The sequence below is a fragment of the Marinobacter sp. DUT-3 genome, from assembly GCF_050379435.1.
Classification (GTDB): Bacteria; Pseudomonadota; Gammaproteobacteria; order Pseudomonadales; family Oleiphilaceae; genus Marinobacter.
Genome location: NZ_JBNRMG010000003.1, coordinates 320,047 through 340,216 on the forward strand (window position 1 = coordinate 320,047; position 20,170 = coordinate 340,216).

Consider the following 20,170-nt stretch of genomic DNA (forward strand, 5'->3'; position numbering starts at 1 on the left):
ACTGGAGCGTAACGATGGACTTTAACCTGACTGAAGACCAGCTAGCGTTTCGTGAGGCGGCCCGGGCGTTCGCGGAGAAATCCATGGCGCCCCATGCTGCCCAATGGGACGACGAGCACATCTTTCCGAAAGATGTACTGAAAGAAGCTGGCGAAATGGGCTTCATGGGCCTGTACACACCGGAAGCCCTCGGCGGAATGGGGCTTTCACGGCTGGACACCTCGGTAATCGTGGAAGAGTTGGCCGCGGCCTGCCCATCCACTGCAGCCTTTATCACCATCCATAACATGGCCACTTGGATGGTTGCCAGCTTTGCCTCGGACGACCTTAAACAGGAAATTGTGCCGAAACTTGCCACTGGTGAGTGGCTGGCATCCTACTGCCTGACCGAACCCGGCGCCGGGTCTGATGCGGCCAGTTTGCGGACCAAGGCCGTCCGGGATGGCGACAGCTATGTTATCAATGGCAGCAAGGTGTTTATCTCCGGCGCCGGCGCTACCGATATCCTGGTATTGATGGCCCGTACCGGTGACCCGGATTCCGGCTCCAAAGGCATATCCACCTTTGTGATTCCCGCCGATGCCGACGGCATTTCCTACGGTAAGAACGAAGAGAAAATGGGCTGGCACAGTCAGCCCACCCGCATGATCAGCCTTGAGAACGTTCGCATCCCTGCCAGCAACCGGGTCGGGAACGAGGGTGATGGGTTTGCCATCGCCATGAAAGGACTTGATGGCGGTCGCCTGAACATTGCCACGTGCTCGCTGGGCGGCGCCCAGGCGGCACTTCTGCGGGCTCGCAACTACATGCATGAGCGCGAGCAGTTCGGCAAACCCCTGGCGGCGTTTCAGGCCCTGCAATTCAAACTGGCCGATATGGGTACCAACCTGGTGGCGGCACGGCAGATGGTGCGCCTGGGGGCTTTCAAGCTGGACAGCGGTGACCCCGAAGCGACGCTGCACTGTGCCATGGCCAAGCGGTTCGCCACCGACGCCTGTTTTGATGTGGTGAACGATGCCCTGCAACTGCACGGCGGCTACGGCTATATCCGTGAATATCCGCTGGAGCGTTACCTGAGGGATCTGCGGGTACACCAGATTCTGGAAGGCACCAACGAAATCATGCGCCTGATTGTCGCCCGCCGATTGCTGGATGACGGTGTTGCGGAAGCGATCCAATAAGAGTTGCGGAAGCTATTCAATAAGGCGCGGAGCCAATTAATAAGGAGAGATCCATGAGCGATCTGATTCAGCTCGAAAAACGCGGACACATTGCGGTACTGACCATCAACAACCCGCCGGCGAATACCTGGACCAAAGAGTCCCTGGCGGCGCTGACGGCAACCATCCGTGAACTGAACGAAGACCGTGACATTTTTGCCCTGGTGGTGACTGGTCAGGGGGAGAAGTTCTTCTCCGCAGGCGCTGACCTGAAGTCCTTCGCTGACGGCGACATAGCCCGTGCCAACGAGATGGCCCAGGCGTTTGGTGAGGCCTTTGCGGCATTATCCGGATTCCGTGGTGTATCCATTGCCGCGGTGAACGGTTATGCCATGGGCGGCGGCCTTGAATGTGCCATGGCCTGTGACATCCGCATTGCCGAAGAGCATGCCCAAATGGCGCTGCCGGAAGCCGGTGTTGGCCTGTTGCCCTGCGCCGGTGGCACCCAGAACCTGCCCTGGCTGGTGGGTGAAGGCTGGGCCAAGCGGATGATTCTGTGCGGCGAACGGGTCAAGGCGGACAAGGCCCTGCAGATCGGACTGGTGGAAGAGGTGGTGCCTACCGGTCAGGGACTGGACAAAGCACTGGAACTGGCGGAGATGGCCTGCAAACAGAGTCCGTCCTCGACTGCCCGTTGCAAGACACTGGTGATGAGCGCCCGTGATGGCCGCAGCCATGATGATGGCTGGCGCATGGAACGGGAACTGTTCATCGAGCTGTTCTCCACCGAGGACCAGAAAGAAGGCGTGAACGCTTTTCTGGACAAGCGCAAACCGGAATGGAAGAACCGTTGATATGACTGGTCAAGCGATGGTTTTCGAAGAGTGGCCCACGGCCGACGGCAGTCACATCGCCGTGGCCCGGCTAAACATGCCGAAGGCACTCAACTCCCTGTCTCTGGAAATGATCCGGCTGCTGACGCCGCAGCTCAAGCGCTGGGCGGAAGACAGCAGTATCTGTGCGGTGTGGCTGGAAGCTGAGGGCGACAAGGCATTCTGCGCCGGTGGCGACATCGTGGCCCTGTACCGCAGCATGACTGAGCCCAAGGATGCCGGGGCAGGAGCGAGTGAGGGCGCCACCTTCTTCGAGGAAGAGTACGAAATGGACTACCTCATCCATACCTTTCCCAAGCCCATTGTGTGCTGGGGCCATGGCATTGTCATGGGTGGCGGTATGGGGATCATGGCGGGCGCGTCCCACCGGGTGGTCACCGAGGGCTCCAAACTGGCCATGCCGGAGAGCAGCATCGGTCTGTATCCGGACGTCGCTGCCGGCTGGTTTCTCAACCGCACACCGGGCCGCACGGGTCTGTTCCTGGGCCTGACCGGCGCCCGAATGAATGGCGCGGACGCATTGTTTGTCGGGTTGGCGGACCGCTTCATCCGGCACGATCTGAAAGCCGGGGTGGTGGACGCCCTGAAACAGCGGAACTGGCAGAACGAGGACAGTTACGCCGTGGTCAGCAGCGTGCTGAGGCAGTTCGAACAGCAAAGCGCCGATGCTCGACCGGAATCGCCGGTACGCAACCACTTCGATGACATCAACCGGGTGACGGATGCCGACACACTCGAAGAGATCATCGCCCAGCTGAACGAGTTGTCCGGTGGCAACGGCTGGCTGGCCAAGGCGACCAAGTCGCTGGCAACGGCTTCGCCCACCTCTCTGGCGCTGTGCTGGCGACACCTGAACAACGTTCGCCACGACAGCCTGAAGGAAGTTCTGGACAAGGAGCTGACGATCTCCCGCAACTGCCTGACAAAGGGCGAGTTTGCCGAAGGTATCCGCGCGCTGTTGATCGACAAGGATCAGCAGCCCCGCTGGCGCTATGCCTCGGTGTCGGAAATGGACAGCGCCTGGATCGACGACTTTTTCACTCGATAGCTAGGCAGGCCGGCATAAAGCGCCGGCCCGTTTGACTGAATACAACAAGAAAGGGGAAGAGATATGGCAACGATTACCTTCATCGGACTGGGCAACATGGGCGGCCCCATGGCCAGCAACCTGGTCAAGGCGGGACATGACGTCACCGTGTTTGACCTGTCGAAGGACGCCGTCGCAACACTGGTTTCCGAAGGCGCGAAATCCGCAGACACCGCCCACGAAGCGGCCAGGGGCGCCGAATGCGTGATTACCATGCTACCCGCCGGTCAGCACGTGGAAACGGTGTACCTGGGTGACGATGGCCTGCTGGCCAACCTGCCGGCAGGAACCCTGGTGATTGATTCATCCACCATTGCGCCAGAAACCGCCCGTGGTGTGGCCGAAGAAGCCAAAGCCCGCGACATTCCGTTCATCGATGCCCCGGTGTCCGGTGGCGTTGGTGGCGCCAAGGCCGGCACCCTGACGTTCATCTGCGGCGGCGCGGAAGAGACCTTCAACAAGGCCAAGCCGATTCTCGAGGCCATGGGCAAAAACATCTTCCTCGCTGGTGAGCACGGCTCCGGCCAGGTGGCCAAAATCTGCAACAACATGATGCTGGCGATCCTGATGGCAGGCACCAGCGAAGCGCTGGCGCTGGGCGTAAAAAACGGACTGGACCCTGCCGTTCTGTCCGAAATAATGAAGCAGAGCTCCGGTGGTAACTGGGCACTGAACGTGTACAACCCATGGCCGGGAGTGATGGAAGGCGTTCCTGCATCCCGTGGCTATGAGGGCGGTTTCCTGGTGAACCTGATGAACAAGGATCTTGGGCTCGCCTTTGACAACGCTGTCAAAAACCACGCTGCCATCCCCATGGGCTCCCTGGCCCGCAATCTGTTCGAGCTTCACGCCGGGCAGGGCAACGGCGCGCTGGATTTCTCCAGCATCCAGCGCCTGTACAAGCCGGAGTAAACTCCGGTGCAAGGAGGGCATCCTCCTCAATTCCGGCACTGGTTACTGGATTTTCAGGGCCAGTGCTGGTAGTTTTCCTGCAATCGAAAATCGGACGGGTTAACCACGGAGTGGGTTGCCAGATAGCTGTCCGATTCAGGACTTCACCATACCTTCAAGGATTGAAGATATGCCCCAGGCAAGCGGACTGCAGTTCACCGCCACCATTGGCGGATTTTCCTCTGATCACTTTTCCGTTGTCGGCTTTGAGCTGACCGAGAACCTTTCCGAGCTGTTTTACGGCAAGCTTGAGCTGGCCAGCACCGACCCGTCGGTAGCGGCAGCCGATGTACTGGAACAGGCCGTGGACCTGGTGGTCTGGCAGGACGGCGCGCCGTTGCGGCGTTTCACCGGTGTGGTCAACGAATTCGCCCGCGGTGATGCCGGCCACCGCCGCACCCGCTACGAACTCATCATCCAGCCCCCGCTGTGGCGTCTGGGCCTGATGCACAACAGCCGCATCTTCCAGACCCAGACCACCGACGCCATCGTGCGCACCCTGCTGGAAGAGCGGGGCATCGTCGATACCGTGTTCGATCTCAAGCGTAACCCGGAAGAACGGGAATACTGCGTCCAGCACCGGGAAAGCGATCTGGATTTCGTAGAGAGACTGGCCGCCGAGGAAGGCTGGCATTACCGCTACCATCACGGCTCCGTCGACGGTGAAGAACAGCCGGCCCTGATCATCGCCGATCACCACGGCGACGCCCCCAGGCTGGAATCCGTGACTTACAACGGCAAGGCCGGCGGCAGCACCCAAACCCCCTGCGTGTTCCGTTTTGCCCACCAGGAGCGGGTCCGCGCCAGTGCCGTGGCGATGAAGGATTACACCTTCAGGAACCCGGCCTATGCCCTGATGCACGACAGTGCCGCGGGTGATGTCCAGCACCGCGAGGATTACCAGCACTACGACTACCCCGGCCGCTTCAAACAGGACGCCAGCGGCCAGCCCTTCACCGAAGCCCGGCTGGACGCCCTGAGAAACGACGCCAGCACCGCCAGTGGCAAGAGCAACCGCGCCGACTTCACCGCCGGCGCCAAAGTGGCCCTGACCGACCACGACAGCGAAGCCCTGAACCGGGAATGGCTGCTGACCGCCATCACCCACACCGGCAAACAGCCCCAGGCGCTGGAAGAAGAAGGTGGTTCCGAGCCCACCAGTTACAGCAATAGCTTCAATGCGATCCCCGCCGACCGCACCTGGCGCTCACAAATCAAACGCCGTCCCAGAATGGACGGCCCGCAGATCGCCATCGTCACCGGTCCGGAAGGCGAAGAGATCCATTGCGACGAACACGGCCGGGTGAAAGTGCGGTTTCCGTGGGACAGATACAGCAAGAACGACGAACACAGTAGCGCCTGGCTGCGGGTCAGCCAGGGCTGGGCCGGCGGCCAGTACGGCTTCATGGCCCTGCCGAGAATCGGCCACGAAGTCATCGTCTCCTTCCTGGACGGCGACCCGGACCAGCCGATTATTACCGGAAGAACCTATCACGCCACCAACACGCCGCCGTACGCGCTGCCGGAACACAAGACCCGAACCACATTGAAAACCCAGACCCACAAGGGCGAGGGTAGCAACGAACTCAGATTTGAGGACGAGGCAGACAAAGAGCAGATCTACGTCCACGCCCAGAAAGATCTGGACCTGCTGACGGAAAACAACCGCACCGAAGTCATCAACAACGACAGCCACCAAACGGTCGAGAACAACCGCTTTTCCCATGTTAAGGGTAACGACCACGCCACAGTGAATGGCGAACACCGGGAACAGATCGGCGGCGATTACAGCCTCACTGCCAACGGCAGCCACCACAGCAAACAGGGCAAGAACCAGCTCATCGAAGCCGGCAGCGAGATCCACCATAAAGCCGGTATGAAAATTGTGATCGAAGCGGGTGCTGAAGTGACGCTGAAGGCTGGTGGTAGTTTTGTGAAAGTGGACCCTAGTGGCGTGACCGTTTCAGGGCCGATGGTGAAGATGAATTCCGGGGGTGGGCCGGGGAGTGGTACCGGGGCTTCGGCACAGGTACCCGACCAACCGGCCATGCTTGCTGGCCAAGTACAGCCAGACAATGCCCCGATACAATTGGCTACTACGGGTACACGGGGAGCCGCTACTACCGATAATATTTCATTTTCGGGCGTTTCAGCCCTGACATCTGATGTGCTCACTCGGGTTGCCAAAGCTGGAAGTACCGTTGTGTCTGGATGCGAGTTTGATAGCAGTGGACAATGTGTTATTCACGAGCACAGTTGAAACCCCTAGGGGCATCGCCTGTATACGGACAGTGGTAGCTTGCAGGCCGAGAAATTATTGATGGTCAGATATTTTTTGGTTCTCATGCTGAGTTTAAACTCTGCAGGTTGTTTTGCGGTTGACGACAATAAAACTAGGTCTTCTTGTGCGGAAATTTCTTTGAATGACCTATATTCAAGTTACAAAATCTTTGACGTGGTTAAGTATGGTGGAGGGTTGACTACAGAGTCTTTAGCCAAAGACCGTATAGGCAAAAAGGTTATTGTTGAGCGTGAAACTTTTAAAGTCAGGGATTTTGTTATTTCGAATCCATCTTATGAGTTGGCTTGTTACCTGTTGCCAAATGAAGGAGAAGTGGCCGTCAATCGCTGGAGCAACTTTTACGGGGTTGGGTCGAATAGAACTTCTATTAAAGTCTTGCATGTTTACGATGTTACCGATGAGCCCTCGATTAATCTTGAGCTAGTGAATGGTCAGCTTTGGGAAATGTATGACGGCTGGATTTATAAAATGAAACCCCAGTGAGCCGCTAACAATTGGCCACTAACACCCCGAATACTGAAATAGCGACGGACCGCGAATACTCCATGACTATAATTGAGTCGATATTCCAACGAACTGAAAAACCAGAGAATACGGACTTCGCCATATTGGACCTGGCCCAGAAAGATGAAGGCCAACTGCTGGGATGGCTATACAGTCATTTCGACTCGAGTGATATGCCCTGGATCCCCCTTTACCAAGGGACCGAACTGGCAAGCAACTGGTCTACAGGTCCCATACTGATTGAGCTTAGAGACTCACAGGTTTTTCGTGAGACGCTGATCGAGCGCTATCAGTTGGACTACCTGGGCATGTTAATCTCTGCGCCAGATGTCAGCCTGGCGGCAATGGGGAGCCACCTTCGCTCACTCGTTATCACCTCGCTGGATGGAAAGCCATCTGTATTCCGCTTCTACGATCCGCGCTCACTCGGCCCCCTTCTTAAGGTACTGGAGCCTAACCAGCGTTATCAACTAATGGGCGCTTCCCAATGGTGCTGGTGTCACGATGGCCAATGGTGGGTGACCACGGAATCACAATTCGCCGACTGGCCGGAGCCAGAACAGCCGCTTGTGCTCGGTAGGGCGCAGCTGGAGGCAATGGATGAGGCACGTCTTGCCCAGTTTGCCGCTTCGCTGACGGACTATTATCGGCCCCATATTCCCGGACCGGACCCGGAACAATTTGTTCTGGCGGAAATTAAATCCGCGAACGAATCAGGGGTGACTCTGCTCGCCGACCAGGAGCGCTGGGTAAGGCTGGCGATCCAGGCAGGCTTTCCGCTAACGGAATCCACGAACTGGCAACAACTGGCAAGTGATCAGGGATTATCACCCAGCCAGATCTTGACTCATTTGGAAAACGAACAAAGGACTGTAGCTCATGTCGACTGATGCCCCGGCGCAACTTCCTCCTTCCAAGGTCTCTGAAGCAGATCAGACCTCAAGCCAATCCGAGGCGAAAGACTGCCAGCAATGCAAAAACGCCACGGTGGTCTACGTAACCGGGCATCGCAGTTTCTGGGTGCTCCCGCAGAACGTTCTCGACAAGATGGAAACCAGTGCCGCCCGCCTCAAGGCTGCTGCATCAAGGGAGACCCTGGAACAACGGATGTCCGAACTTGAGAAGGCGGGGCTGACGGATCTGTTCCTGCCCGCTTCCGCGAAAAGCTTTTTGCCCCCTGCGGAGCAATCCGAGTGGGACGAATTGCTCAACCAGAACCGGGATGCCGACCGGCAGATACAAAGGCTGGATCAGGAGTTGGAAAAGGAGGAAAAGGCTTATCGCCAACGGGTGAAGGCGCTTTCTTCTGACGAGGCGTACTATGCCAATGGCATTGAAGAAAAGGCGCAATGGCATCAAACCCGGCAGGGACTGGATGATCGTAAGGAGGCTATCCGGGCGAAGAAAGAGAATCGGACCGGCCGATTGATGGACCTTCAGGATCAAGGATTAGAGGCTGCCCGGGAAGCTGGTTTCCATGTGGTGGAGCAAGAACTGTTCTCACCGGAGCAGCGGAGCATCAAAAAAATGCTGTCGGCCTACCTGGAAGCTCGAAAGGATTTTGAAGAGGACGAATTGTCCAACGAAACGGTGGCCGCCATCTTCGTAAACACTTGCCGTCTGAACCGGGAGCTTATGGCGTATGAGTGGCGAAAGGAGACACCGGACATCCAGAAGGTCGAACAGTACCTGAGGGAGCTGAACAAGCTGGAAGGCAAGATGCGGGACTATGCCGATGCGGTGCTGGATCTTGCGAATGTCGGTATTGCAGCGCCTGAATATGCGTTGGCGAATGGTCAGCGCCAAGTGAAGGACGGGATTTTGGATATGACCGACCTTCGGTTGCTTGAATGGGAAATCGAACAGCTTACTGAGGATATGAAAGAACATGGTTCGGCCTGGCTTAGTGTAATTGGTCTGAATGGCCCCGCGCCGGCCCCGGAAATTCTGCAATACCAGCACAAAATTGAGACCCGCCAGGAGAAGCAGAAAGCACTGCGGTGCCGTGCCGAAGAGCAGGCTAATGGCATGTCACCCCCGAAACTGTTCATCTGGAACCCGGCCGAATACAACACGCCCCCCTATAGGGCGCTGGTGCGTCCCGGGGTTCCCCTTCGAGAATTCTCCCGGCCAGGAGGTAACTCTGAACTACAACATTTTTCCCTCTTGGACTTGCCTGGTGGCCAGGAAAGACTGAGTACGTCGGAGACCCCCGAATCATCCTTCGATATCGCCCTGTCTCTCAAAACTGCCCAAAAGCCGGGTCAGGATGAAGCTCTGGAGAAACTGTTAACGGATCAAGGTGCGAAAAAATACCCACTCCAGGAATACTGGTTCGACCGCCAGGGACTATTCCAGCCTGACCGGTTCTTCCACGACATCAAAGATGAAGGCGTCCTGGAGCAGTATAATTCCGCGGAGCTTGATGCTTGGGGCGCCCATCTCCGGGCATTTATGTTTGAATCCGAAGCGAAGCGTCATCTCATGAGTTTTGATGACAGCTACACCGGGCAGTTTGTCAGGCTGCTATCCAGTGGTATTACTGGCGAACTGGGGCAGGAACTGCAGAACAACTTAAAAGTGGAAGTGCTGACGGGCGTTAGCGGCCCGGCCAGTGAACCCGAGATTAGCATGAAGAACGGCGCACCAAAGGCAGGGTTTACTCTGGGCGAGGCCAGAATTGGCGCCAACCTGACGTACAGGCAGGGGCATGTGGATCTGCTCTCTCTGAAACTGCCGAAACCGGAGGAAGCCGAATCAATCCGCATACCCTACCGGAATCTCGGGGGCAGCGGGGAGCTGGATCTGGGGCGGTTCTACTGTGAAGTTGACGCCAAGTGCTGGGGATTCGTTGGGGCCCGCTTGCTGATGAGTCGCACTGTAGGCGTTGAGGCGGTCAAGGGAGAGGGCATAAAGCTCACGGGTGTAGACCGGGATAAACGAGAGGTTAGCGGAGCCGAATTCGAAGCCTTTGTTGGGGCTCAGGCGGGGAAGATGACGCGTACCGAAATGAAATGGTCCATTCCTCAGCGGCTCAGAAAGTCCGAGAAATGGCGCCGATTGGGTGAAGAGGTCCCCGAGTGGATCACCCTGGGTGTGCTCCGTGATGAGTTGGTCGGTGCCGCTGGCCTTGGTGCCACGGGAGAAATCAAGATTGGGATGAGCAACAAGCGGCTGGTCTTCCACGCCAAAGGCCGCCTGGTGGCGGGCCTTGGGGGTGGCATGGCCTTCGGTTTTGAGCTGGATTTTGATGTCATCCCCATGTTGATGCGCGTCTTGCAGCAGGAACTGCATGATAACGGATACCGTCGCGTTTACTGGATTGACGACGGTGCGTTTGAGTATCTGAGCATGCTGATGAACCTGCGGCTTTCCGCGGCTCTGAACATATCGTTCCTCGCGGCGCAAACCTATGACTTTGTTGAAAAGGTCTACAGAAACTTCCACAGCAGCGAAAATGCCGGGATCGTGGCTGCGAGTATCAGTGAAGCAGTTGAAATTGCAGAAGGTAATCGTGAGGCCTCTGATGACCGGCCAAGGGTATCGTTGGAAGAATACAAATCCTGGTTCATAGGGCTGCAGCCCGAAGCGATCGGCCCCATGTTGCACAACCTTGTGGCTGAACCGGTTGAGTTTGAGGGGCAAGATGGAGAGCGGAGGTCTCCAGAGGAAATGCTGAAACGCCAACAAATATCGATCCTGCAATGCTTAGAATGGATGGGCGAGTCTGAACTGGTTCAACCAGAGTCGTATCGGGATCCGGCGCCGAATCGCATCCAGCGGCAGTTTGAGGAGTCGGTCACTCGTATGAATTCTCAAGGAACTAAACCGCTGGAGGAGCCAAAGCAGTTTGCGCGGGATAATGTGGGCAGATTGGATGAGTTTATGGGGAGGGGGTTTACATTGCCAATTGATAGTAAGCGATATCAAAAATACAAGAAGTTGCGTAGAAAGTTCAGCTTACATCTTATGGGGCAGGTTTAAATTATGTCAAAACTCTCGCTTTCTCAGATTTGCGGGCTTTTGTTGCTGCTGATTTCCGTATTCCCGGTTTCAGCCGAAACCGATCAGGAAAGAGCGGAAGCCTTATTTAAGGAAGGCTATACGCTTTACCAACAACGTTACGGTGCGGTTGCTATTACCCCTTTAGAAAAAGCCGCAAAGCTCGGGCACGCAGAAGCAGCATACTGGGTCGGTGAAATTCTTCGTAAGCGATATGCCTACATGACCGCTGAGGCCGAACAGTTTTACCTTCAGGCTGCAGAGGGCGGAGAAGTCTATGCCATGTTGCGGTTTGCCCAGAAGGGCAAAATGTGCGGCACTCTCAGGGATTGCGATTATGACCGTGAAGAGTGGCTGGATCGCGCAAAGGAGTTTGCACTGCCGAAGGCAGAGGCTGGTGATACTCAGGCCATGATGGCCTTATCCTCAGCTTACGCCATTGGCGGGGACTCGGATAAGGATTACGAATGGGTTGAGCGTGCGGCAGAAAATGGCCATGCCTTTGCCCAATACTGGATGGCGGTCATGCTGGACGAGCAAGACAGGGGTTTCTATTGGACCGAAAAGGGCCGAAGGGAAGACGTTCGCAAATGGCTCCGGGCGTCAGCCGAGCAAGGTTTTCCCAAGGCCATCCTGAAATTGGCAGTGGAGTTGAAGGAAGACGGCCGGTTCGAGGAGGCCAATGAGTGGGTCGGTCGCATGGGGCAGACGGATTATTATAACGCCCTTGTTAACTATGGGTTGATTCTTTTGGACGGACCAGACGGGATGTTCCGCTACCCAGAGACTAGGCCGGTAGAGGGCTTGGCCATGCTAATGGCATTACATCGGCAAATGGGCAAGTCCGAAGTTAAAGAGTTTGTTGAACAATACAGGGCTGATATGAGCGCCAGAGATATAGCCAGAGCGGAAAAGCGAGCTGAAGAACTGCTGGTTGATACGCCGATTATTTACTACCTGCCGAAGTTCGGTATGTAAGGATGTTTTCGGGACGCTCTCTTGCCCGGATTTGCGGGTTATCTTTACTGCTCTTTGCCGGATTCCCGGTCTTAGCCCAAACCGACCTAGAAACAGCAGAGGCGCTGTTTCAGGAGGGCTATATTCTATATCAGAAGAATTACAGCCCGAATGCCTTCGCCAAGTTCAAGGAAGCGGCAAAACTGGGCCATGCCGAGGCGGCCTATTACGCAGGAAACATCCTTCGCCGGAATTCGACTTACATTACACCTGAGGCCGAAGAGTTTTACCGACAGGCAGCAGATGGGGGCGATGTTTACGCCATGTTGCGGTTAGCCCAGAAGGGCAAAATGTGCGGCACCCTCAGGAACTGTGATTATGACCGTGAGGAGTGGCTCGCCCGGGCAAAGGAGATTGCGCTTCCGAAGGCCGAAGCGGGAGATTTGGAAGCAATGAAGGCGGTTTATTCAATCTACCGGGTTGCAGGCGATAAGAATGCGGCCTGGGAGTGGATCCAACGTGCCGCAGAAGGCGGTCATGCGTTTTCCCAGTATTGGGTGGCCATTCTACTGGACGAACAGGAGATGGGCTTTTACTGGACAGAAAGCGGACGCCGAGAAGACATGCTGAAGTGGCTAAGGGCTTCAGCCAGGCAGGGGTTCCCCAAAGCAATGCGTAAACTGGCTGTTAAGCTGAGAGAGCAGGGGCAATTTGAAGAAGGACGCTACTGGATTGAGAAAATGGCGGGAACTGACTATTACGATGCCCTTTTAGAGGCAGGTGGCCAGATTATGATGGGGCCGGATGTTGCTGAGGTAATGTCACCGGATTTTTCATACCATTTCAAACACCCTAGCCCTGTCGAAGGTGCTGCACTTCTCCTTGCCCTGCACCGTGAAAAGGGTAAGGACATGCCAATGCAGTTAATTGAGTCCTACCAAGATCACCTGACTCCGGAAATCATGGACGAAGCAGAGGAGCGCTCGAAGGAGTTATTGGTCAATACGCCGATCATTTACTACTTGCCGAAATTTGGAATGTAGGGATGGTTTTGAAGCGCTCTTCGGCCCGAGTTTTCGGGCTGTTTTTACTAATCTTTTCCGCCCTTCCAGTCTTTGCCCAAACCGATCAGGAAAGAGCGGAAGCCTTATTTAAGGAAGGCTATACGCATTACCAACAACGTTACGGTGCGGTTGCTATTACCCCTTTAGAAAAAGCCGCAAAACTCGGACATGCAGAGGCAGCGTATTGGGTCGGTGAGATTCTCCGTAAACGGTATACCTACATGACCGCGGAAGCTGAGCAGTTTTATCGCCAGGCTGCCGAGGGTGGTGAGGTTTACGCCATGCTGCGATTGGGCCAAAAAGGCAAAATGTGCGGCACTCTCAGAGACTGCGACTATGATCGCGAAGAATGGCTGGACCGGGCCGTGGAATTCGCACTCCCGAAGGCCGAAGCTGGTGACACCGAAGCGATGATGGCTGTAGCTCTTGCTGCTGGCATTGGTGGAGACCGGGATGAGGGGTTTGAGTGGGTAAAGCGGGCTGCCGAGAATGGCCATGCGTTTGCTCAGTATTGGCTAGCGACGGGTCTGTTGGACCAGCGGGAAATGGGCTTTTACTGGACCGAAGAAGGCCGTCGCGAAGACATTATCAAGTGGCTTCGGACCTCTGCCAAGCAGGGGTATCCTCCGGCCATGCGCAAACTGGCCGTCAAGCTCCGAGAGCAGGGGCAGTTTGAAGAAGGACGCTACTGGATTGAGAAAATGGCAGAAACCGACCATTACAATGCCCTTGTCGAGGCCGGTGTTCAGATCATGATGGGGCCGGATATTGGCGAGATTATGTCGCCGACTATCTCATATCATTTCGAAAAGCCCCGCCCTGTCGAGGGCGCCGCCATTCTTCTTGCGGTGCATCGAGAGAAGGGCAAGGATGAGCCACTGGAATTAATTGAGTACTACCAGGATTATCTGACGCCTGAAATCATGGCCGAGGCGAAGGAACGGTCTAAGGAGTTGTTGGTGGATACGCCGATTATCTACTACCTGCCGAAATTTGGTCTGTAAGATTTATTTGAGACGCTCCATGGCTCGGGCTTCGGGCTGTTGCTGCTCTTTTCCACATCGCCAGCTTTGGCTGTAACCCGTGGAGAACAAGGACGTTTTTTTCATGCAGTATGTTTCAGCGTTTTTTCTATTACCTTCAACGATTGTTCTTGTCAGCTACTGCGCAACAATGCTGATGGCCTCGCCCGGGCGCACTTTCCTGGAGATCGAGAACCCGATCCTGGATATTGGTTTCCTCGTCGCTTTTTTCTTGAGTAGCCTGGCAGGCTGGTTGGGCGTTATTTTCAATGTGCCTTTCCGTGATCAGGGGAAGACAACGCTGGTTGGCAAAGGTGTTGTAATCGGGGTGATTGCGCTGCCAGCTGTATTCGTTTCGTTGTTGTTGGGAGATCGAGCCGCGCTATCGGTCTGCCTGGCAATGGGGTGGATTGGGTTAGTGATTCAGCTTCTGCCGGCACTGAGCACCGCTTGGCAGCGCCGAACGCCGGTTTTTGGGCTAGTCATCGTTGTATTGGTACTTCCTTTCCTAATAAACCCCGTCATTTGGGAGAGTTCTGAGCTGATCCCGGTACCTGAAGCGAATTGGGGCGTCTACTACCCAGACTATGATTTGGAAGCCGATGACAGGTTCGTGGCGCATTATCGGGACCATGAGAGACGCTTTAACAAGCCACCAAAAGTAACGATCTCGAAAGCGGGTATGTTCATGATTAACGTGTTGGGGAGCTCACTTCCCAATACATTTCATCATTGTGGCCGCCATGATATCTACAATATGTTTTCTCCCAACTCGGAAGATGGCTGTGAAGCCAGTAGTTCCAACGATACATGGGGCGAGCTTCAAATCGAGTTCTATGAAGACGGGAAATTACGCTGCATTAATTGTCGAGAGTTTGGCAAACCTGAATATTGGGTGCGGATTAACAGCCTTCCTGAGGGGTACAGGTCGCCATTCCATAGTCTTTGAGATGCGCCCCGAGGCGAGCCCGGATCGCTCGGGATAATATCCACGTATAATTCCCAGTTCCCGAAAACAAGCCGTTATCGGGCCAGGACGCAACCTTCAAAGGAACTGATATGAAAACCTTCAACACCCTGCGGGTGATTTTTACGCTCGTGGGCCTCGGCATGCTCGTCGGCGCCTTTTTCTCATTTCAGAGCACTTCAGCGTTTCTTGAAACCGCAACAGCCAAGCCAGGCGTTGTAACAGATCTGATTCTCTCGCGATCCAGTGATTCCAATGCCTATTATCCTGTTGTCCGATTCGAGGATGAGCAGGGTCGGCCTATTGAATTTCAGTCCTCAAGCGGCAGCAATCCTCCTGGCTACAGTCGCGGAGAGCAGGTTCGCGTGCTGTTTGCACCAGGTGAACCGGAGTCGGCTCGTATCGACGGTTTCTTCTCGCTTTGGGGGGCTTCCCTCATTGTTGGTGGCCTTGGCGCTGCTTTCTTTCTGAGTGGAACTGGCATGTTTGTGGTGCCTGCCATCAGGAATGGCAGCGCTGCAAAGTTGCGGCAAACCGGGCAGCTGGTTCAGTGCAGTTATCAGGGGGTGGAGCGGAACACCCGTTTGGTGATGAATGGCAGAAGCCCCTATCAGATTGTATGTCAGTGGCAGAATCCGCTCACCTCTGATATTCACGTATTCAGGAGTGACAACCTCTGGTTTGATCCCTCGCAACATATCGAGAGCGATTCGATCCCGGTGTATATCAACCCAAGCAATCCGAAGCACTACTGGGTGGACACATCATTTTTGCCGAAACGGGCCGCATAAAGTCCGTTGCGGATACCCGCAACACCCCCCTGACACCTCCCGGAATCTAACCTATCCTGACTGGATACCCTAAATTCAGCAGCCAGGGAGGATTGCCCGCCCATGATCCCGAACACCATGAAAGCCATGGTTCTTACCGGTCACGGTGATATCGACACACTCGAATATCAGGACGTCACCACCCCGAAGCCCGGCGCGGGACAAGTGCTTGTTCAGGTCACTGCAACGGCCAAAAACAACACTGACCGCAAGGCACGCGAGGGCCTGTACCCCACTAAAAAAGGTGAGATGACCTCATTCCAGATGGGCGGTAAGCCCACGCTGGTTTTTCCCAGGATTCAGGGTGCGGATATAGCTGGCCGCGTTGTCGCTGTTGGCGAAGGTGTTGATGAGGGCAGAATTGGTGAGCGGGGCCTGCTGGATTTCAACATCTACGCCAATGATCGTCGTGATATCAACCTGACGCCAGACTATTACGGCCACGGCGCCGATGGCGGCTACGCCGAATACGTGGCCTTGCCATCGGACCAGTTCCATACTATTCCCAACCCTGAACTGGCGGACGCAGAAGTGGCGGCTATGGGCATGTGTTCCTACCAGACCGCCATGCACATGCTGACCTCCGCCAATGTCAGGGCAGGGGAGCGGGTGCTGGTCACCGGTGCCAGTGGCGGTGTCGGCACCGCACTGATCCAGTTGTGCAGGATCATGGGCGCGATTCCCTACGCACTGAGCCAGCAGGATAAGGCCGATTCATTGCTCACTCTGGGGGCGGAGGCGGTTCTGGATCGATCCGATATGGACACCTTCGTTGATCGGGCCAAAGCCGCGACCGGCGGCAAGCCCTTCGATGCGGTCATGGATCTGGTGGGTGGTGAAATGACCGACGTGTTTATCGACACCATGATCTTTGACATGAATGCCCGCGATACCTACCCGCGCCTGAGCATCGCCGGTGCGAGTGGCGGCAATATCAGCGAGATCCTGTGGACCCGTATCTACTTGTATCAGGTGCAGATATTCGGTGTTTCCCACGGTACCCGGGAGGAAGCGGAGCAACTCATGGAGTGGATTCGCGGCGGACAGCTCAAACCGGTCCTGCACGGTGCATTCAAGCTCTCGGAACTGCATCAGGCCGAGCGTTACTTTGTGAACCGGGGTAGTAATTATCTCGGCAAGATCGTGATTGTTCCCGACTCTCAGTGGGAAGAGCACGGCAAACCCTGGTCCCTGGAGAGCGCCTGATGAAGCCCGAACTGACGATTCAACTGATGGATACCCATGCCGGCGGCGATGTCAGCCGTATTGTGACCGGCGGCATTGATGCGTTACCCGGCGACACGGTCCGGGCGAAGATGGAATATCTGCGGGACGATGCCGACGGGCTCAGAAAACTGCTGCTGGAAGAACCGTACGGCATTCCGGAGATGTCGGTGGATCTGCTGGTCCCGCCATCAGACCCGAAAGCGGTTGCCGGTTATATCATCATGGAAGTGATGGGGTACCCGATTTACTCCGGGTCCAACACCATATGCACCGCCACGGCAGTGCTGGAAAGCGGCATTGTCGCCAAGAAAGAAGGCAGGCAGAGCTTTGTGCTGGAGTCCCCGGCCGGATTGGTCCAGATCGACGCCACCGTGGAAAACGGTGTGGTGGAAGCCATTACCTGCGAGGGGCTGCCCAGCTACATTGACACCTACCAGGCCACTATCGATGTGCCGGCGGTGGGCCGGGTGACCTACAGCGTGGCCTATAGTGGAGGCTTCTATGCCCTGGTGGATGCCACGGAGCTGGGGTTCGACCTGACCCTGGACGAAGAGCGCAAGCTTGCCAACACCGCGCACGCTATTGTCGAAGCCATTCAGGCGGAGCGGGGGTTCTCCCATTACACCCTCGGTGACGTTGGTCCGCTGCCGTTCCTGCATTTCATGGGGCCGGTGGAGCATGTGGCTGAAGGGTGCTATCGGTCCCGGTCGGCCACCTACGTGCATCCGGGCGTGATCTGTCGCAGTACCACCGGTACCGGCACCTCTGCCCGGCTGGCGTTGATGAACTTCGAAGGCCGTATCAAACCCGGGGATCGGCTGGAAACGGTATCCCTCCGGGAGACCGGCTTTATCGGCGAGTTCACCGGCGTGAAACAGGAAGGCGAGCATCAGGTGGTGAAAAACAACATCACCGGCAAGAGCTATGTGATCGCCCGATCCGACATCGTGGTGAACTGTGACGACCCCATGGTGGAGTGCGACGGATTGCACCACATACTGACCAGCGGCCACGCCTCCTGATCGTTTCTAAGACGGCTCGGCAACCTGATTTTTTGGTCTAAAGTTTACCTTTACGTAAACAAGACCCTGTGCTAAACCTAGAGGTCAGCATTCAACGATAAAAACAACAGGAGTTGAGAATGAGCCTCCCGGAATACACAACGGTTTATAACAATTTTGATGCCGCAGCCCTGGAAGCGGAGATCCTGGATGGACGCCTGGAATCCGGGCTGAACGTATGCCACGAAATCTGCGACAAGTGGGCAGCGGACCCACAAAGAGTGGCGCTTTACTATGAAAAGGATGATGGCGGCGACGGCGCCCTGACCTTTGCGGAGCTGAAAGAAAAATCCGCCCGCTTCGCGAATTATCTGAAGTCACGGGGTATCGGCAAGGGCGACCGGGTGGCTGGTTTGTTGCCACGCAGCCCCGAGTTGCTGGTGGTGATCGCTGGCGCCCTGCGCGCCGGGGCGGTATACCAGCCCCTGTTTACCGCGTTTGGCTCCGGCGCCATTGAGTATCGCCTGGAGCGCGCCGATACAAAACTGGTGGTGACCGATCCGACGAACTATCCCAAGCTGAAGGAAGTTAACCAGTGCCCGCCGGTGCTGTGCCTGGAAGCGGATCAGGCTGGGTCCGAAATACCCGATTTCGAACAAACCCTGGAAGAGCAGTCCCCCGAGTTTGAGCCCGTGATGATCAAGGGCTCGGATCCGTTCCTGCAGATGTTTACTTCCGGAACCGTGGGTAAGGCCAAGGGTGTGGCTGTGCCGGCCAAGGCGCTATTGGCGTTCTATGTGTACATGAAGTACGCCATCGACTTGCGGGATGACGACGTGTTCTGGAACGTGGCTGACCCGGGCTGGGCCTATGGCCTGTACTACGCCGTGGTTGGACCGCTGTTGATGGGCCACGCCACCCACTTCAACCCGGGCGCTTTCACCCCGGAATCCACCTACGACATGATCCGCAAATACAAAATCACCAACCTGGCGGCTGCGCCCACGGCTTATCGTTTGCTCAAGGCCAATGATCACGTGTTGCCGGCAGGCGAAAATCTTGGGCTCAGGGTGGCCAGCAGCGCTGGCGAGCCGCTGAACCCGGAAGTGGTTAACTGGATCAAGAACCGTCACTACTGTCCGGTCAAGGATCATTATGGCCAGACGGAAACCGGCATGACCTGCTGCAACTTCCATGGCCTTGAGCACCCGGTGCGCCAGGGTTCCATGGGATTCTCGTCCCCGGGGCATAAAGTGGTGGCCCTGAACGAGAAAAACGAAGAAGTCGGTGAGGGCGAAATCGGCCAGCTCGCTGTGGATGTTAAAGCTTCGCCACTGTTCCATTTCGACGGCTACACCTGGGGCGAGAAAGACCCGTTTGTGAACGGCTATTACCTGACCGGTGACATGGTGGTCTGCCATGGCGATGGCGGCTTCTCTTTCAGTGGGCGTGATGACGATATCATCACCACAGCCGGATACCGGGTTGGCCCTGCAGACGTTGAAAGCACCCTCCTGGAACATGCCGCGGTTGCGGAATCCGGCGTTGTTGGCAAGCCCGACGAAAAGCGGGGGTCTATCATCAAGGCCTATGTGGTGATCAAGAGTGGCCAGGAGCCGACGGAAGATCAGGCGCTGAAAGATGAACTTCAGGAATTGGTACGCCGCCGGCTTTCCACCCACGCCTATCCCCGTGAAATCGAGTTCGTGGACGAGCTTCCGAAGACACCCAGCGGCAAGATTCAGCGCTTTGTGCTGCGTAACCGTGCAAAGGACGAGTCCGACGCATGATCATCACGTTTGAAGAGCTGCAGGCCTTCCTTGATGAGCAGTTTCCCCAGGGGGCCGCTTACGGCTCCCTGCAGAAACTCGGGGACGGCTGGGCCGAGATGAAACTGGAAGTGGATGAAGGGCACCTGCGCCCGGGCGGAACGGTGTCTGGCCCGGCCATGATGGGGCTGGCGGATGTCACGCTTTATGCCGCACTGCTCAGCAAGATTGGCCTGGTCCCGCTGGCGGTGACGACGAATCTCAATATCAACTTCCTGCGCAAACCGGTCGCCCATGCCCCGATATGGGCCAGGGCAACGATGTTGAAAGTGGGGCGCACCATGGGAGTTGGCGAGGTGTTCGTATATTCCGAAGGTGTTGAGGAACCCGTGGCCCATTCCACCATGACCTATTCCATTCCACCCAATCGGTAA

Annotated in this window: 17 protein-coding genes; all 17 read left to right on the top strand. The window is 56.2% G+C overall.

Annotation, left to right across the window (positions count from 1 at the left end; genetic code table 11):
* Positions 1-14 precede the first annotated feature (14 nt).
* The 17 genes from ACQUWM_RS06875 (at position 15) to ACQUWM_RS06955 (ending at position 20,170) form a co-directional block, all read left to right on the top strand.
* The gene (locus ACQUWM_RS06875; protein WP_407001968.1) at positions 15-1,181 is read left to right on the top strand and encodes an acyl-CoA dehydrogenase family protein; all 1,167 of its coding nucleotides are present in this window, start codon (positions 15-17) and stop codon (positions 1,179-1,181) included.
* Between the two features lie 53 nt (positions 1,182-1,234).
* Positions 1,235-2,014 (top strand): enoyl-CoA hydratase, encoded by a 780-nt coding sequence (locus ACQUWM_RS06880; protein WP_428921615.1) that lies wholly within the window; start codon positions 1,235-1,237, stop codon positions 2,012-2,014.
* 1 nt (position 2,015) lies between these two features.
* Positions 2,016-3,101, top strand: coding sequence for an enoyl-CoA hydratase/isomerase family protein (locus tag ACQUWM_RS06885; RefSeq protein ID WP_428921616.1), 1,086 nt, complete (start codon positions 2,016-2,018; stop codon positions 3,099-3,101).
* A 63-nt stretch (positions 3,102-3,164) separates the two neighbouring features.
* On the top strand, positions 3,165-4,052 hold the full coding sequence (gene mmsB, locus ACQUWM_RS06890; protein WP_407001965.1) for a 3-hydroxyisobutyrate dehydrogenase: 888 nt from the start codon (positions 3,165-3,167) through the stop codon (positions 4,050-4,052).
* Between the two features lie 169 nt (positions 4,053-4,221).
* Positions 4,222-6,351, top strand: coding sequence for a type VI secretion system Vgr family protein (locus ACQUWM_RS06895; RefSeq protein WP_428921617.1), 2,130 nt, complete (start codon positions 4,222-4,224; stop codon positions 6,349-6,351).
* A gap of 39 nt (positions 6,352-6,390) precedes the next feature.
* Complete coding sequence (locus ACQUWM_RS06900) at positions 6,391-6,876, top strand: hypothetical protein (protein ID WP_407002140.1); 486 nt, start codon at positions 6,391-6,393, stop codon at positions 6,874-6,876.
* Between the two features lie 62 nt (positions 6,877-6,938).
* On the top strand, positions 6,939-7,787 hold the full coding sequence (locus ACQUWM_RS06905; RefSeq protein WP_428921618.1) for a DUF4123 domain-containing protein: 849 nt from the start codon (positions 6,939-6,941) through the stop codon (positions 7,785-7,787).
* Positions 7,788-8,004: 217 nt separating this feature from the next.
* The gene (locus ACQUWM_RS06910) at positions 8,005-10,881 is read left to right on the top strand and encodes a hypothetical protein (RefSeq protein ID WP_428921619.1); all 2,877 of its coding nucleotides are present in this window, start codon (positions 8,005-8,007) and stop codon (positions 10,879-10,881) included.
* A 3-nt stretch (positions 10,882-10,884) separates the two neighbouring features.
* Entirely contained in the window at positions 10,885-11,877 is a 993-nt protein-coding gene (locus ACQUWM_RS06915) for a tetratricopeptide repeat protein (protein WP_428921620.1), read from the top strand.
* A 2-nt stretch (positions 11,878-11,879) separates the two neighbouring features.
* Positions 11,880-12,899, top strand: coding sequence for a tetratricopeptide repeat protein (locus ACQUWM_RS06920; RefSeq protein ID WP_428921621.1), 1,020 nt, complete (start codon positions 11,880-11,882; stop codon positions 12,897-12,899).
* A gap of 2 nt (positions 12,900-12,901) precedes the next feature.
* Positions 12,902-13,924, top strand: coding sequence for a tetratricopeptide repeat protein (locus ACQUWM_RS06925; protein WP_428921622.1), 1,023 nt, complete (start codon positions 12,902-12,904; stop codon positions 13,922-13,924).
* Positions 13,925-14,027: 103 nt separating this feature from the next.
* On the top strand, positions 14,028-14,891 hold the full coding sequence (locus ACQUWM_RS06930; protein WP_428921623.1) for a hypothetical protein: 864 nt from the start codon (positions 14,028-14,030) through the stop codon (positions 14,889-14,891).
* Between the two features lie 110 nt (positions 14,892-15,001).
* Entirely contained in the window at positions 15,002-15,700 is a 699-nt protein-coding gene (locus tag ACQUWM_RS06935) for a DUF3592 domain-containing protein (RefSeq protein WP_428921624.1), read from the top strand.
* A gap of 102 nt (positions 15,701-15,802) precedes the next feature.
* Positions 15,803-16,945: a zinc-binding dehydrogenase gene (locus tag ACQUWM_RS06940; RefSeq protein WP_428921625.1), complete on the top strand. Its 1,143-nt coding sequence runs from the start codon at positions 15,803-15,805 to the stop codon at positions 16,943-16,945.
* A complete protein-coding gene (locus ACQUWM_RS06945; protein ID WP_428921626.1) occupies positions 16,945-17,988 on the top strand; it encodes a proline racemase family protein in 1,044 nt (347 codons plus the stop codon). Before ACQUWM_RS06940 ends, ACQUWM_RS06945 begins: the two co-directional genes overlap by 1 nt.
* 119 nt (positions 17,989-18,107) lie before the next feature.
* A complete protein-coding gene (locus ACQUWM_RS06950) occupies positions 18,108-19,757 on the top strand; it encodes an AMP-binding protein (protein ID WP_428921627.1) in 1,650 nt (549 codons plus the stop codon).
* Positions 19,754-20,170 carry a PaaI family thioesterase gene (locus tag ACQUWM_RS06955; protein ID WP_407002152.1) on the top strand — a complete coding sequence of 139 codons (417 nt, stop codon included), beginning with the start codon at positions 19,754-19,756 and terminating at the stop codon, positions 20,168-20,170. Before ACQUWM_RS06950 ends, ACQUWM_RS06955 begins: the two co-directional genes overlap by 4 nt.

What these genes read in the sequence shown, in the direction of transcription:
- ACQUWM_RS06925 (WP_428921622.1), top strand. Translation starts at nt 12,902, where the DNA reads ATGGTTTTGAAGCGCTCTTCGGCCCGAGTTTTCGGGCTGTTTTTACTA.
- ACQUWM_RS06950 (WP_428921627.1), top strand. Translation starts at nt 18,108, where the DNA reads ATGAGCCTCCCGGAATACACAACGGTTTATAACAATTTTGATGCCGCA.
- ACQUWM_RS06940 (WP_428921625.1), top strand. Translation starts at nt 15,803, where the DNA reads ATGATCCCGAACACCATGAAAGCCATGGTTCTTACCGGTCACGGTGAT.
- ACQUWM_RS06895 (WP_428921617.1), top strand. Translation starts at nt 4,222, where the DNA reads ATGCCCCAGGCAAGCGGACTGCAGTTCACCGCCACCATTGGCGGATTT.
- ACQUWM_RS06920 (WP_428921621.1), top strand. Translation starts at nt 11,880, where the DNA reads ATGTTTTCGGGACGCTCTCTTGCCCGGATTTGCGGGTTATCTTTACTG.
- ACQUWM_RS06945 (WP_428921626.1), top strand. Translation starts at nt 16,945, where the DNA reads ATGAAGCCCGAACTGACGATTCAACTGATGGATACCCATGCCGGCGGC.
- ACQUWM_RS06910 (WP_428921619.1), top strand. Translation starts at nt 8,005, where the DNA reads ATGTCCGAACTTGAGAAGGCGGGGCTGACGGATCTGTTCCTGCCCGCT.
- ACQUWM_RS06955 (WP_407002152.1), top strand. Translation starts at nt 19,754, where the DNA reads ATGATCATCACGTTTGAAGAGCTGCAGGCCTTCCTTGATGAGCAGTTT.
- ACQUWM_RS06880 (WP_428921615.1), top strand. Translation starts at nt 1,235, where the DNA reads ATGAGCGATCTGATTCAGCTCGAAAAACGCGGACACATTGCGGTACTG.
- ACQUWM_RS06930 (WP_428921623.1), top strand. Translation starts at nt 14,028, where the DNA reads ATGCAGTATGTTTCAGCGTTTTTTCTATTACCTTCAACGATTGTTCTT.
- ACQUWM_RS06885 (WP_428921616.1), top strand. Translation starts at nt 2,016, where the DNA reads ATGACTGGTCAAGCGATGGTTTTCGAAGAGTGGCCCACGGCCGACGGC.
- ACQUWM_RS06935 (WP_428921624.1), top strand. Translation starts at nt 15,002, where the DNA reads ATGAAAACCTTCAACACCCTGCGGGTGATTTTTACGCTCGTGGGCCTC.
- ACQUWM_RS06905 (WP_428921618.1), top strand. Translation starts at nt 6,939, where the DNA reads ATGACTATAATTGAGTCGATATTCCAACGAACTGAAAAACCAGAGAAT.
- mmsB (WP_407001965.1), top strand. Translation starts at nt 3,165, where the DNA reads ATGGCAACGATTACCTTCATCGGACTGGGCAACATGGGCGGCCCCATG.
- ACQUWM_RS06915 (WP_428921620.1), top strand. Translation starts at nt 10,885, where the DNA reads ATGTCAAAACTCTCGCTTTCTCAGATTTGCGGGCTTTTGTTGCTGCTG.
- ACQUWM_RS06875 (WP_407001968.1), top strand. Translation starts at nt 15, where the DNA reads ATGGACTTTAACCTGACTGAAGACCAGCTAGCGTTTCGTGAGGCGGCC.